This window comes from Chelativorans composti (assembly GCF_039541695.1).
In the GTDB taxonomy this organism is placed as follows: domain Bacteria; phylum Pseudomonadota; class Alphaproteobacteria; order Rhizobiales; family Rhizobiaceae; genus Chelativorans; species Chelativorans composti.
The window spans coordinates 1-14,243 of sequence record NZ_BAABGS010000013.1; the positions used below are offsets into that span (position 1 = coordinate 1).

The following is a 14,243-nucleotide window of genomic DNA, read 5'->3' on the forward strand; positions in this document are numbered from 1 at the left end:
TCGCGCGGGCGGCCCTGCAACCCCAACCAGCGATGCCGCCCGCGCTGGCGCCACCACCATCATTGCACTAACAATCAAATTGGACCCGTCCGTGGGGGCCGATCATCATGACCAACGGCCCGTCGTTCGACTGGCATCTGACCAACCTCAACAACTACACCTTCCTCAATAATGTCGACCGCTCGAGCGGCACCTTTGGCAAGCTCAAGGTCGTGCAGCCGGATTCCGGTATCGCTACCGCTGGCCTGCCTTCGTCCTCGACCTCCGTCGGGCGTTTCGTCCGCGCGGCCTATTATGCGGAGTACACCGAAAAGGCGGATGACCCCGACGCCGCCATCGTGACGCTGGCCCACATCATGAACAACTTCGACCGGCCGCGCGGCGTCTCCATCGACTACCCGACCGAGGGCGGCGGTCACATGGAAGTGCCCGGCCTCTCCGAGACCTCCGACAACCCCTATGCGACGGAGTTCACCTCCTGGACGAGCTTGAGCGACCTCGCCCGCACGCTCTTCTTCGTGCGCGAGTATGGCAGCCTGAACTTCATCCGCATCGACCTGTCCGCGCTCCGCGGCCTTGATGCTCCGCGCATCGTTCCTCTGTCGAAGCTCTCGCAGGCAATGGGCGACGTCACTGACATCCTGCGCAACCCCGCCTGAGCACGCATCCTGCCGGTTCCGTACTATTGCGGAACCGGTATTCACCATCGCATCACGGTATATTGAACCGTGGCGCTCCGGCCGTATGGCCTGCCTCGTCACCCGCGCCTTCAGGCCAGAAGAAGGCGGCCGGATGCGGGTTCCACCGGCCTCAAGCGCCCGTCCGTCCGTTCCTCTTCGCCCTTCCCCAAGGATGATGGGCAGGCGACTTATCCACTATAGAGGCGAACGCTCAGGAACAGTTTCATTGCCGCAACCGGAAAGAAGTGCCAGCGCTGGCCTCGGCCTGGCGTCCAACACCCCGAGAGCAATTCCGAGACCGACATGATTTTACATAGGAACATTCTTTCCTTCGTTTCGTTTTTTCTGTTGGCTTTCAACCTGCGCCCCGCAATTACGGCGATTGGCCCGCTGGTTGGAAACATTCAGATCACGACCGGCCTGTCCAGCACGGCCGTCGGGCTTCTGAACAGCCTCCCCCTGCTCGCCTTCGCGGCATTCGCTTCGCTGGCGGACTTGGGACGCAGGTTTGGTCTCGAAAGAATGCTCGCCTTCGCCATGGCGACCCTGTTTGTGGGTATTCTGCTTCGCTCCGCCGGGCCGGTTTGGGCCCTGTTCGCAGGGACGCTGGTGCTGGCGGCCGGAATCGCGATCGGCAACGTGCTGGCGCCTGCCATAATCAAGCGCGACTATTCCGAGCACGTCGGCATGCTGACCACGGTCTACGCCCTGGTTCTTGCCCTAACGGCTTCCCTTGGATCGGGACTGGCGGTGCCCCTTGAACGCTCTCTGTCCGGAGGATGGCGCGCTTCGCTGGCGGTCTGGGCCATTCCGGCTGCAGCCGCCACGCTTCTGTGGGCGCGGTCCCTGTTGCGCGCGCCGCATTCCGCCTCCTTTCCCGAAATCGCCCCGTCCGCCTCGGTCTGGCGCTCGCCGCTCGCCTGGTGTGTGACGGCGTTCATGGGGTTTCAGTCCCTGGGCTTTTATGTCGTGGTCGCGTGGCTTCCGTCGGTCATCCGCGACAGCGGCTATGACGAAGCGACAGCCGGCCTGCTGATCACCGGCTTCCAGCTTGTCTCTCTGGTCGCGGGCCTGGCCTTTCCCCGTCTTCTGGCATTTCGCCCGGACCAGAGCGCGCTCGCCATCGGGTCAGCGCTGGTCATGACGGCCGGCATCCTGGGCTTTCTCCTCTATCCGGCCGGAACGATCCTCTGGACAGTCCTGACCGGCGTCTCCGCCGGCCTGTCCTTTCCACTGGCGATTGCCTTGATCAGCCTGCGCACGGCTGACCACCACCAGGCGACATCGCTATCGCTCATGTCCCAGTCGATGGGATACCTGCTCGCCGCCTCCGGTCCGCTCCTGTTCGGCATGGCGCACGATCTTTCCGGAGGCTGGATGCTCCCGCTTGCCGGTCTGGCCGCCTGTTCGATCCTGCAGGCCGTCGCCGGTTTCTTTGCCGGTCAGAGCAGGGTCATCGCAACGGCCTGAGCCTTGCCAGGCGAAACCGGTGCCTCGCCGGGACGCTGAGATCCTGCCCGCCTGCCCGGCAATTCGCTTCGGCCGGTCAGACTGCTTTGGCCTTTGGCATCCGCGGCACCCGTCCACGAAATTATGACCGTCACACTGCCGCATCGAGGGGCGCCGTGTCGCTTTGACGACACCACAAAGCCTCGTAACGCCGGGATTGCCGCGATGTGGCCGTGCGGCGTGGGCCAACCCCGTCTTGGCCCGGACGGCCAGTTCGGCGTAGTGCAGCACCGCATCCGTGTTGAAGGGCTGCACCCGATCCCGGAACACCTCCAGCAGGTCGTCAGGGATGACGTCCGGCAGCTCCTCCGCCTGAGCTGTGGCAGAACGCGGATACCGACAGCAATCCGGCCAGCGTGTCACTGGAGATGTAGAGGGTCTTCCGGGACCTGGTCGATCAGCCGGAGCATCATGGCCGCGTTGGGCTGTGGCCGCGTCGCTCTGAAGAGACGCGCCTTCCCACTGCCCCCACACAAAAGCCCGCTGTGACGCGGGCTTAGGTGTGTCTGGCGCCTGATCCTGCCGGCGGCTGCCGGACGTGGAATCATTCCCACTCAATTATCGAATGCAACAAAAACACATTTGTATTCAGTTACTTAATCATAACCGAGTATCACAATGCCACGAAAAATACCATGCCAAGCCTAGGGATACTAGCAGGCGTAAGCACTCGCATACCTGATTAGCCCCCGTAAGCTTCCCCGTCAAGCAGGCATTTCAAAAGTAGAACTTCCGGCGACGCGTTGGCGGTACTCGGCCGGGGTCAGATCGCCGAGCGAATCGTGGGGACGCTCCTCGTTGTACTCGAGCATCCACCAGTACGCGGCCTCGCGCACGTCGTCGAGGCGGGTGAACAGGTGCTGGTCCAGGACCTCCTCGCGGAAGGTCCGATTGAAGCGTTCGATGTAGGCGTTCTGGTTGGGCTTGCCGGGCTGGATGTACCGGATGGCCATGCCGTTGAGCTTGGCCCACTGCACGAAGGCCTCGCCCAGGAACTCCGGGCCGATGTCGGTACGCAGGACCTGCGGCAGGCCGTGGTCGCGCTTGAGCTGCTCGAAGATGCGGACCAGGCGCGTGGACGAGATCGAGGTGTCGACCTCGATGTGCAGCGCCTCGCGGTTGAAGTCGTCGACCACGTTGAAGGTCCGGAAGCGGCGGCCACACGCCAGCGCGTCGGCCATGAAATCCGCTGACCAGACGGCATCGGGCAGCAGGGGAACGTAGAGCGGTACGCGTTCGCGCTTGGGCAGCCGCTGCTTGGCCTTGCGGCGCAGATTGAGCTTCATCGCCTTGTACACTCGGTAGATTCGCTTGTGGTTCCAGTCCGGACGCGCACGGCGCAGGACCCTGCAACACTTCCAGAAGCCGCGGCTCGGGTGATTCTCGACCACCTCGGCCAGGGCCGCGATGATCTCGGCATCCCGTACCGTCCAGTGCACCGGCGGCTGGTACCACGCTGCCCGCGACAACCCAACGCAATCACAGGACCGGCTCAGGGGCCGCGTGTGCACCTCGACCAGGTACCGCACGGCCTCGCGCTTCTGCTCCGGCCCTACAGTTTTTTTGCGATCAGATCCTTCATCGCAGCGTTGTCGAGCGCCAGCTCGGCGTACATCCGCTTGAGCCTGGCGTTCTCCGCTTCCAGGTCCTTGACACGCCGCAGCTCGGAGGCCTCCAGGCCGCCGTACTTCGACTTCCACTTGTAGTAGGTCGGAACGCTGATGCCGGCCTGCCGGCAGATGTCCTTGACCGGCACGCCGGCGTCGGCCTGCTTGAGGATCGAGACGATCTGGGTCTCGGTGAAACGGGACTTCTTCATGGAACCTCCTGGCTGGGGAAAACATGCCAGAAAGTTCTACTTATGGGGTGTCTGCGNTTTGTCAACCTGTCAGGGGCCGTTATGGACCGATTCCGATGCTGCGATCTCACATCGCTGCGCAGTCATTCACTCACTCGCTTTCAAGGAAACCACTTGGCTGCTTGACCCTTGGGAATGGACGGCCAGGTTCGGGCTCTTCGAAACGAGGTACCCCAGCGGCTGATCGAGCACGAATGGATAGAGGACGACCTGAGACGATAGGGCAGAGACGGACACCGCTTTGCCGACGTAACGCAGCGCGGCCTCGACCAACCAAGCTACGGCCTGCTCGTCGCTGACCACGATCGGCTTCATGCGCACGAGGCGCTTGCCCTTCTCGACGCGATCGATCGCGCCCCAGCTTGCCTGCGACTGAAGCACCATGTTGGTCATCCGGTACGTGCCTTCACGCTCGCCATAGGCTTCGCTCATTCGGCGATGGACTTCCGCCGAAGCACAATCACCCTGCAGCGCCGAGAGGCGCCCCACCAGCTCCGCCACCTTGCCGAAGAACGGATAGGTGGCAATGGCCATGCCCCAGGTCAGGGCGGCGATAGGGACGCTCGGGTCGGCCTTTAAGATCGCGACGCCACGCTCGGCGAAGTCGGCGAGTTCCGGGCGTGGCGCAAGCCACAAACGATTCAGCACGGTCCGTGTCTTCTTTCGTGCTGCTACACCCAGTCCAGCAGCATCCAGCAGGGCATTCAGCTCATCGAGCGTGCCGAGTTCGGCGCGCACCTTGAGCGCGGCAGCTGCCCATTCGATCGCTATAAAGCGATCAAAGCCAATCTGGGGTGATGACGACGCCATTCGATTCAATTCGCGTAGCTCACTTTCACGAAGGGCACGATTAGTTCCTCTACAGAGACACCGCCATGAACCACGACCTGGTCATCCTTCGGTACGAACGCTCCGCGTCCTCCTGCGAATAGCGGCATGAAGCTCGCCGGAAGTCCAGCGACATCCAGACGGAAGGTCTTCGGATTGGCTGCCGCCGTCTCCGCGATCAAAGCCTCGCTGCGATAAATCCTGACACGCTCCCCGCGCAGCTCAGACGCGACCCCTTCGTTCGGGCGGCCAATGCCCACCGCTTCGACGTTGCCGTGGTCTGCGGTTAGGTAGACGTGGAATCCGTTGTCCAGCAGCATCGAGAACAGACGATCCACGAAGCCCGACTCGCACCAGCTTGCGATCTGGGCTGCAATGCCACGCTTTCCAAGCACTGCCCCATGGATGATCTCGTCGACGGTGTCCACGACAAGGCCAGCCACTTTCAGAGACGGATGGGTCAGGGCTGCTTCAAGCGCGGGGAGGTCATCGGTGCGTTTGATCGACCTGCGGTACAGCACCTCATTTGCGCGAAGACCATGGTCCTGCCAGAACCGTGTCCATTGCGCCGGTTCCTGAGAGGTTGATTCGATGCTGTCGGCGAACTCACGTGGGCGCAAGCCGGAGAACAACGCCTGCCGGGACACTGAAGTCAGGGTTGGCAGCCACGCAAAGCAGGCACTCTCGTCGAACATCAGCCGCTGCGACCGACTGACCACGGTCTCCCGGATCAGTATCCACTGATCTACGGCCAGCCCGTCAAATACCACCAGCGCGATCTTCTTCTCGCCGTTGCCCCGGCGCATCGCCAGATACCTCGGCACATGGTGGACCATGATTGGCCCTTTGGCGGCGGGCAATGACGGCAGGTCCGCATAATGCTTGCCTACCCATTCACGCAGCCGATCGTCAGCAGAGACAACAAGGTCCTGCATCGCGTCCCTGAGGCTCTCCGCCCGAGCCGCATCCAATCGGTGAAACCGTGAGATGACTTCGCCTAGGCGACGTGAGAAATGGGTCCAGTCGCGGTGTGGTGACTCGATGGTTGGCACTTCCGCCTTAAGGCTCTTGACGCCTTCAAACACCAGGTTCTGCATCGACGCCGGGTCCTGCAACACGCCCGCCTTGACCCATTCAGGCAGGGTGGCCGGCACGCCCTGGACCATCAGCGGGTGTAGCGTGCCATCCAGGAACATCGAGTCGACGATCACCCGGACGTCATGGTGGTCGAAAGGCAGGTCGAGTTTTGCGACGTAATCCGGCGGCGTGGGTTCACCAGTGCGGGTTCCAGTGACTCCCAGCTTGGTGAGATAGCGAAACCAGGCTTCCTGCACGACACGCAGCGTGAGGCTCTTGTGCGCAAACAAGTCGGCGATGGGTATGCCCTTGAAGGCGTTATGCTCACCGACCACTTGCTCCACGTGCTGCGCGAGCACAGGCGGAAGGGCCGCCTCGCGGTAATGGAGACGAAGGAGCTCACGCCAAAAGTCCTCCGACCGTGTGATGAGGTGCGGGCTGATACGGAAGATGTGCGTCAGCACGAACTCCTTGGTCGCCGCTTCGCCCAGCGACTGATGCGCGTGCCTCGCCTGCGCCTCGAACAGCGCGGGCAGCATCTCACTACCCAGCTGCCTCACCACGGTATAGCTCAGCCTAGGGAACAACTCAGCGAGACTCAAGGAGAGCTTGCGCGCCTGACGCAGGTAGTCCCAAGGCAAGTCGGCGACGTTCATTCCCCGCAGATGGAGGATCAAGGCACGGGAGGGACCTGGCTCGCCGCGATCCCACGCCGCCCGATAGCGCTCCTCGTACTCTGCCCGGAACGCGATGCTGTCCTCGAAGGGCAGTACTTCAAAGCCGTGCTCACGCAATCCCGACAACACCTGCTCATCCAGCAGCACATCGTCCGGGTCGGCAACGATCCAGAGCCGGGCCAGATCGACGGGAAACTCCTTCAGGATGCGGTCAACCCAGGCTGTCATGCTGGCGTACCTCCCGGGTGACCAATGCGAAGCATCAGCACCGCATTGAGATCCGGCGTGCAGGCTTCCGCGTCCGCCAGCGCTGCCATGCGTGCCTCGTGCTCAGCTACGAGCCGTTTGCGGCGGTGCTCCCTGACGGCGGGAAGGCCGATCCGACCGATCGCCTGGTAACGCGCCTCGAAGGCGTAGCGCGCCCGTTCACGCTCCTCGGCGAGCCAGGCACGGTGCTCCTCCAGCAGCTCGGTAAAAAGCCGCTCCCCCTGTGCCTTGGCCGCAGCCAGCGACGTTTCGAAGCAGGCCAAGGCGTTCTCCACCTCGACCTTCGGTGCAAGCGTCACGTTCTCGGTCAGCAGCAAATCCCAGATTCGCTTGGCGGTCGGCACGAAGGTGCGGCCATCGTCGGTGACAAACACGGGCAGGAATCGCCGCCGGGAGAAGCTCTCGGAGAGATTGGACGCGCTAATGCTGATCTCCCACAGCGACCACACGCCGTGCACCGTATCGGGCAAGCCGCTGACTGCCGCAATCGGCACGGGCTGACCTGCCACGCAGCGCGGCAGCTCGCTGATGACTGCGCGGGCGCGCGGATCTTCCAGCGTGATCCACTCCATCTCAGGATTCTGTTCGGCGGTACGCGCATCGAAGCAGACGCGGGGAGACTCGCTCCCGTCCGCCCACCTCACGCGCCAAGCGTCGCCTGCCTTCTCAGCGGCTCCACCTCGTGCAGGCAACCCGGCGGTGATCGCACGCTCCAACCAATACTGCGCCGGATGATCTCGCCACTTGCGGGCATCGTCTGCTTCCAGCGCGTGGTCTTCCGTCAACAGATCGGTGTCTTTGCGGCTGGCCGCCACCTTCTCCCGCACCTGGTTGATGACCGCATCGCATTCCTTGTCGATCGAGGACGGGTCTTGCAGTCCATGCACAAACAGTTCATCGAAGATCGGCTCCACCTCCACCGAGTCCATCACATCCGCCGCTTTGTCGACACCGAACTCCTGGGCGATGACGGCGAGCTTCTCCTCCAGCACCTCGCGCACCCGGTGCTCTACCGTGTCTTCTAGCACGAGGTTGATCGCTCGCACGACATGGGGCTGGCCGATGCGGTCCACGCGGCCGATACGCTGCTCCAGCCGCATCGGGTTCCACGGCATGTCGAAGTTGACGATGACATGGCAGAACTGCAGGTTCAGGCCCTCGCCGCCGGCATCGGTGGAGATCAATATCCGGACATCTCGTGAGAAGGCTTGCTGGGCGCGCGTTCTCTCATCCAGGCTCATCCCGCCATTGAGCAGCGCCACCGAAAAGCCCCGGCTCTCCAGGAACTCGGCGAGCATGGCCTGGGTGGGAACGAACTCGGTAAAGACCAGCACCTTGAGCTGCGGGTCGTTCTCCTCCTGCTGGAGCTTGTAGATCAGTTCGAGCAGCGCTTCCGCCTTGGCATCCGTCCCCTGTCGCTCGGTTTCGCGAGCCAGATCCAGGAGCATCTCGACTTCCGACTTCTCCCGCTCCCACCCGCTGGCCTGCACGGCAATGTCGAGCTGGGACTGGCCGTCGAGTTCTGCCCACTCATCCGGGTCAACTGCCTCGAACAGGTTCGCCTGCGCCTGAGGCGCCTCCAGCACGGCCTGGCGCTTCTCCAGGGTGGCGCGGATGGCGGCCGTACTGGACGTCACCAGGCGCTGCATCAGAATCATGAGGAAGCTGATGTGCCGCTGCTTGGCAGCCATCGCCTGGTTGTAGCCGTGCCGGACGTAGTCCGTCACGGCCTCATAGAGCCTTCGCTGAGCGGCATGCCGCTCTTGCCAAGCTACCGGGTGAAGTCGTGTGGACCGAGGCTTGAACAGCGGCTGGCCATCGGCGTCGATGGCGGCCCGCTTCTCTGTGCGGATCACGAATGGGCGCACCCGATCGCGGTCGATGCTGCCTTCGTCCGGAAACGCCTCTCGGTCCAACAACTGCATCAACCGCATGAACTGGTCGGTCTTGCCCTGATGCGGCGTCGCGGATAGCAACAGCAAGTAGGGAGCGGCCTCGGCCAAAGCGGCACCGAGCTTGTAGCGGGCAACCTGCTCAGTACTGCCGCCGAGGCGGTGTGCCTCGTCGATGATCACCAAATCCCAGCCTGCCGAGATCAGATCCTCGAAGCGCTCCCGGTTGTAGGTAGCGAGTTGCTCCAGGCTCCAGCCGCGCCGGCCCTCGATGGGTTTCACTGAATCCAAGGAGCAGATCACCTGGTCGTGCATGCGCCAGAGGTTGTCGTCGCCCTGTGCGCCGTTGTCACGCCACTGGCGGAACGCGGCCAGCTCGGAAGGCTCGACGAAGCGGAAGACCTCGCCGAAGTGCAGCCGCATTTCAGCCTGCCACTGGCGCACAAGACCTTTCGGTGCCACCACCAGCACCCGCCGCACCATGCCGCGCAGCTTCAACTCGCGCAGGATCAAACCCGCCTCGATGGTCTTGCCAAGCCCCACCTCGTCCGCCAGCAGGTAGCGGATGCGATCTCGGCTCATGGCCCGGTTCAGCGCGTAGAGCTGGTGCGGCAGCGGCACCACGCTGGACTGGATCGGTGCCAGCAGCAGGTTGTCCTCCAGCGCGTCGAGCAGCTTGGCGGCCGCCGCCGTGTGCAGGACCTGCTCCACGGTCGGGCGCACGCTGGTCAGTTCGCCCAGATCCTGGGCTCTGACGCGCACCACGGCATCTTTGGCCGGCAGCCAGACGCGATAGGCGACCTCGCCCCACACGTCCTGGCGGTCGATCACCCGGCAGGGTGACGCCTGCCGGGCATGCCAGCACCAGTCACCGACGGCGAAACCACCACTCATGCCTCATCCTTCTTGAGCACTGCCCGTCCCTGTTCGGTCAAGCGGTACCGCTGCTTGCTGCTCTGGGGCTTGTCGGGAATCGTCATTTCCAGCAAACCGGCCTCCAGGGCGGGATGGAGATAGGCATCCCCGAAGTGCTTGCGGTCCTTAAGACCCAAGGCGTCCATCAGTTCCTGCCGTGCCATCTCCCCCGTAGCCTTCATCAATAGCGCGAGGACTTGCGGGGTAACTTGTGGGGTAACTTGGGGGGTGACATGGGGGGTCACTTGCGGGGTGACTTGTTCAGTCGCCCGGGCGAATCGTTGCCGCAGCGCATCCCGTACCTCGAACAGAGTCTCGCTCACAGGCTGAAGCAACTGCTGACGAACCAGGAAATCGGCGATTTGCTTGGCCTGCTGCGTCGTGCTTACACCCAGCCCGCGAATATCGGTCAGGCTGATACGCTCACCAGCTGAGCGTCCGAGCCCGAGGGCCAGCACGTCCGCCTGCTCTCGGGTCAGGTTCACCCCGATGGCCTGGCGGAAACGCTGCATCGCCTCGGTGACCAGCGGCCTGTTGATAAGCACCAGCTTGAACTCTTTACGCGCCTTGTCGTTCTTCAATTGCGGCGGTACGCGCCCCAGGTCGTGCCAGTTGCGGAAGATGGCGCGGATGCCTGTTCCCGCCTGATCCGACAACCCGATTCGCCGGAACGCCTTCACAATGGTCGGGTTGCGTACTTCTTTCTCCGTCGGGTCCAACAGTTCCGCCTCGGTCGCAAAGGCATCGCCGGGATTCCAGAAGATGGTGCGATCGGCGAACAGGCGAATGGATGCTTTACGTCCGTGATCGCCGTAGTCCTGATGGATCAGCAGGTTGATCGCAGCCTCCCGGAAGGCCACATAGTCGGGCGGATCGTCATTGCGGCTAAGTGTCGCGGGGTCGAGCGAAAACGGGTGCTCGGCGATCCGCATGTAGCGGGCAACCAGACCCTGCCATGTCTGGAATATGTTCTCCTCGAAGACGTAGCGGTCATGCCAGCGCTGATCCGCCGACCACTGGTCGAAGGGCGTGTCGATGCGCTGATAGTCCAGCACCGGCCGCGGCAGAATCTGCCGCACATAGCGCCCATCGCCAAACAGCAATACGCCTGCGCGGGTGGGCAGCATGCTGCCGCTCTGTTCGACGATGAAATTCCAGTTGAGCAGAAACTCGATCGGGTCTGCGATCTCCGGGTGCTCCGGATTGCGACGGGCGAACTGCGCTTGATACCACTTGACCGTCTCCAGGTCGAAGCAGCGATCCACCGGGATGTCCGGAAGCGCCATACCGTCATAGCGATCCTGTGCGGCATCGCGCAGGAAACGCTCGAGCTCGCTTGGGGTGCATTGTTCATCGCCCGCGCCTCGGCGGATGTAGCTCTGGCGCGGATCACCTTTGAGATAGACCGGCTTGTCGGCCCGGGATGACTCGGGCACGTGGAAAGCGAAAATATGCTTGCCGTCGATCTCGAACTTCCGCGGCTCAACGGCGATGACGCGGTTCAACTTCTGACCGCCACGCAGCGCAGCCAGAAAATCGTTCTGCACCTTGTCCGGCTCCTCGACCCCGGTGATTTCCAGTTCCCCGTCGCGCTCGCTCACGCCGAACACCAGCCAGCCTCCGGCCGTGTTGGCGAAGGCCGAGACGGTCTTGTAGGCGTCCTCGGGCACGCCGCGCTGCGCGCGTTTGCACTCGAAATCGTTCCACTCGAAGCCGTTCAGGCGCGCGAGCAGCTCATCCTGGTTCATCGTGGCACCTCAATCGCCATCAGGAACCAGCCTCCGTACGCGTCAGCGCCTGGTCATACCAGAGCAGCAACTTTTCGTCTTCCTGCAGCGCTTCGTCCGGAATCTTCTTCGCCACCGAGATGATGGTCTGGTAGTCCTTCTTACTCCACGCGTCCTTGAAGCCGGCGCGCAGCACCTCCAGTCGGAACTCCTTGAGCTTGCGGCCGCTGTGTTGCTGGTACTGCTCGAACTCCTTCAGCAGTGCCTTTTCGCGCTTCTTCTCCAGATCCTGCGCCTTGTTCGGATCCGGCACGTACCAGCGATCCTTGGCCTTGGTGATCAGGCGTGGGTCGCTCTTCTCCAGCCCGCGCAGCTCTTTGAAGTTGGACGAAAGGTAAGCGTGGATCTGGCTCGGGACTTCCCCCGATCCGTCGTACTTCAGGAAGTTGTCCTCCAAGAGCGCCCTCAGCTCCGGCTTGGCCTCATGCTTCTTCCAGCCGGCGCCGAGTTGGGTGGTGAACTCAGGGTGAATCTCCTGGTAAGTCGAGGGACGTCTTTTCAGGAAGTCAGTCAGCCAGTCGATGGCGCTGCGCTCGTCGGAAACGAACAGCTCCATCTGCGGCGCCTGGACGGTTTGCGCGCGCTTCTTGTCGTACTCGGCCACCTGCTCGGGCAGGAAGACCATGCCGTCGCGCTCTGGAAAGCGGCTGCGCAGGCCACTCAAGAACTCGTCCGACGACAGGGGCACCGGCGCATCGTGGCGCACGAACCAGGCCACCATCCGATCGTAGATACGCCGAGGATCGCGCTCGACGATGAACTCCAATTCGCCGTGCTTGGTCTTGGCCACCGGGAGATACTTGAGGTGCGTCTGCACGAAGTCCCAGGCCGAGGCTTCCGACGCGCCCCGTTCGCGGAATCGCTGCTCCAAGCCGCCGTTGGGCTTGTAGGCGGAAATCACCAGGTCCTGCTTGACGGCATTCGGTGACATGACCTGCTGATAGCTTCCCTGTTTCTTGTCCAATGTCGTAACTTCAGCCACCACGAATCCCACTTGCTGAAGAGCAACCTGAATGGCGTTCCACACTGATGCTCGACTATTGGAAAACACCACGGTCATCCAGCGACCGGGCTTCAAAACCCGGAAATACTCAGAAAAACAACGCTGCATCAGGTGCTGATACTCTGGCACCCCTTTCTTTCGTACGCGATCAACAATCGCTTCAGGCTCAGCGTCAGTCTTCACGCCATGCCAGGACTCGACCAGGAAGTTGAGATCGGCGTAGTAGATGTTCTCGCCAAACGGCGGGTCGGTGAAGATGTAATCCACCGAATCGTCGGGCAGCGGCAACCGGGCCGCCGTGCCGGTGGTGATAACAGTATTGTTATTGCTGCTTCTCAGTGCGTTGAACGTTCTAACCAATCGTTCTAGCTTGCCTTCAAGAATTCTCCAGTATGCAGTTTCTTCATGGATCGAGGGCACATAGTAAACGCCGTTGAGCCACTGATTGACGTTAGCCTTTCCAATAAAATGATGTCGATTTAACACCGACAATCCCCAAATCGCCTGCTCCACCATGAACAGCAAGAATGCCCGGATGCGTACGTCGGGGTGCAACTTGGCCTTCTCCCACAGTCGACCCATGGCCTGCGCGGCGCGGGGAAGAAACATGTAATGGATTGCCGCGGTGTTGGTCGTTTTCATCCGCCCTACCCGCGTCATCTGACAGTCTGGAAGCCGATCCGTTGGAAGAGCAGACGGCAATTGCAGCTTTGCTACACGATCCAGTAACAGCATGTCCGCGTTGTCAGGCTTCTTGGCGAACTTGGACTTCCCAACCCTATATGCAATCAAAACGGGAATACGTTTTGGACGTTTTTCGATGTTGTTATTAACTGGGTCAATAAAAGTCTCGAATCGCAAATCCATCTGCTCTTTCGAGCTTTGAGCACCGCAATGTGGGCATGTCAACAGATCCTTAACACGCATGGATTCATCATCCATGGCTGCCGTAGTGAATACCACCTCTCCTGCACAAGATCCGCATGTCAAGACCTCGCTCCACACCGTGTACTCGATGCGCCCCTTGGTCTTGCCGTCGGTGTGCAAGGTCTCGTACATCCAGCCGATCTCGGCTTCCAGCTCATCGAGCAGTTGCCGGCCCGCCCGGGCGAAGGCTTCGACGTCGAACGGAATCGTGTAGTTGGCGGCGATGAAGGTGGCCGCGGGCGACAGGTCGTTGAGGATGACGCGGCGTGCCCCCCACTTGGGCACCGGGCGGCCTTCCTTCTTCCACTCCATCTCCAACTCATGCCGATACGCCGCCGGCGCAAAGGCGCACCACTGCGCCGCCACGCCGGTCATGCCCGAACCCGCAAAGCCGTCGAGCACGATATCGCCCGGCTCGGTGTAGTGCAGGATCGATGGCACGATGGCCAGGTGCGGCACCTTGGTGTGATAGGAATGCGCCTTGTAGATCGGGTCGGTCTTGCCCACCGATACGTCGATGGCCAGCGGCTCGCGCCGGTACGGTTCGTTCGGGTCGTAGGGCTTGCCGTAGTGCTTGACGAAGTCCGCGAGCCACGGATTCGGGCAGGCGGTGTAATACGGCGGATCGGACATGGCGAGGATGGCCTCGTCCGTTCCTTTCGGGAAACCTTCCTGCTTGCGGAATTCCGGGTCTTTCAGCTTCTCGGCGAGCAGCCTCAGAAAGTGCTCACGGCGCGCTTGGTCACTCGAAAACGTCTGCCCAAGGCACTCGACCGGGCCGGTGCTGGTTGTTGGGTTTTGCAACAGATCATTCATCAGTTCG

At 62.1% G+C, this 14,243-nt stretch carries 8 protein-coding genes; 2 read left to right on the top strand and 6 right to left on the bottom strand.

Annotated elements, in window-relative coordinates:
* Positions 1–107: 107 nt before the first annotated feature.
* Together ABD906_RS03805 and ABD906_RS03810 are read left to right on the top strand one after the other, a co-directional pair.
* Positions 108–659, top strand: a complete 552-nt coding sequence (locus tag ABD906_RS03805) for a linear amide C-N hydrolase (RefSeq protein ID WP_345098307.1) — start codon at positions 108–110, stop codon at positions 657–659.
* Positions 660–983: 324 nt separating this feature from the next.
* Entirely contained in the window at positions 984–2,150 is a 1,167-nt protein-coding gene (locus ABD906_RS03810; protein ID WP_345098308.1) for a CynX/NimT family MFS transporter, read from the top strand.
* 743 nt (positions 2,151–2,893) lie between these two features.
* Here the strand turns inward: ABD906_RS03810 and ABD906_RS03815 are convergent.
* The 6 genes from ABD906_RS03815 to ABD906_RS03840 all read right to left on the bottom strand — a co-directional run bounded on the left by ABD906_RS03815 (position 2,894) and on the right by ABD906_RS03840 (position 14,236).
* A protein-coding gene (locus tag ABD906_RS03815) for an IS3 family transposase (RefSeq protein WP_345098309.1) occupies positions 2,894–4,008 on the bottom strand; the annotation gives its coding sequence in 2 pieces (ribosomal slippage) (positions 2,894–3,756 and positions 3,756–4,008; 1,116 coding nt in all).
* A gap of 126 nt (positions 4,009–4,134) precedes the next feature.
* Positions 4,135–4,857: a hypothetical protein gene (locus ABD906_RS03820; RefSeq protein ID WP_062194120.1), complete on the bottom strand. Its 723-nt coding sequence runs from the start codon at positions 4,855–4,857 to the stop codon at positions 4,135–4,137.
* A 5-nt stretch (positions 4,858–4,862) separates the two neighbouring features.
* Positions 4,863–6,857, bottom strand: a complete 1,995-nt coding sequence (gene pglZ / locus ABD906_RS03825; protein WP_345098310.1) for a BREX-3 system phosphatase PglZ — start codon at positions 6,855–6,857, stop codon at positions 4,863–4,865.
* The gene (locus ABD906_RS03830) at positions 6,854–9,682 is read right to left on the bottom strand and encodes a helicase-related protein (RefSeq protein WP_345098312.1); all 2,829 of its coding nucleotides are present in this window, start codon (positions 9,680–9,682) and stop codon (positions 6,854–6,856) included. The genes pglZ and ABD906_RS03830 overlap by 4 nt, the downstream gene beginning before the upstream one ends.
* Entirely contained in the window at positions 9,679–11,451 is a 1,773-nt protein-coding gene (locus ABD906_RS03835) for a Fic family protein (RefSeq protein WP_345098313.1), read from the bottom strand. The genes ABD906_RS03830 and ABD906_RS03835 overlap by 4 nt, the downstream gene beginning before the upstream one ends.
* Before the next feature lie 19 nt (positions 11,452–11,470).
* The gene (locus ABD906_RS03840) at positions 11,471–14,236 is read right to left on the bottom strand and encodes a DNA methyltransferase (RefSeq protein WP_345098314.1); all 2,766 of its coding nucleotides are present in this window, start codon (positions 14,234–14,236) and stop codon (positions 11,471–11,473) included.
* Positions 14,237–14,243: the final 7 nt, after the last annotated feature.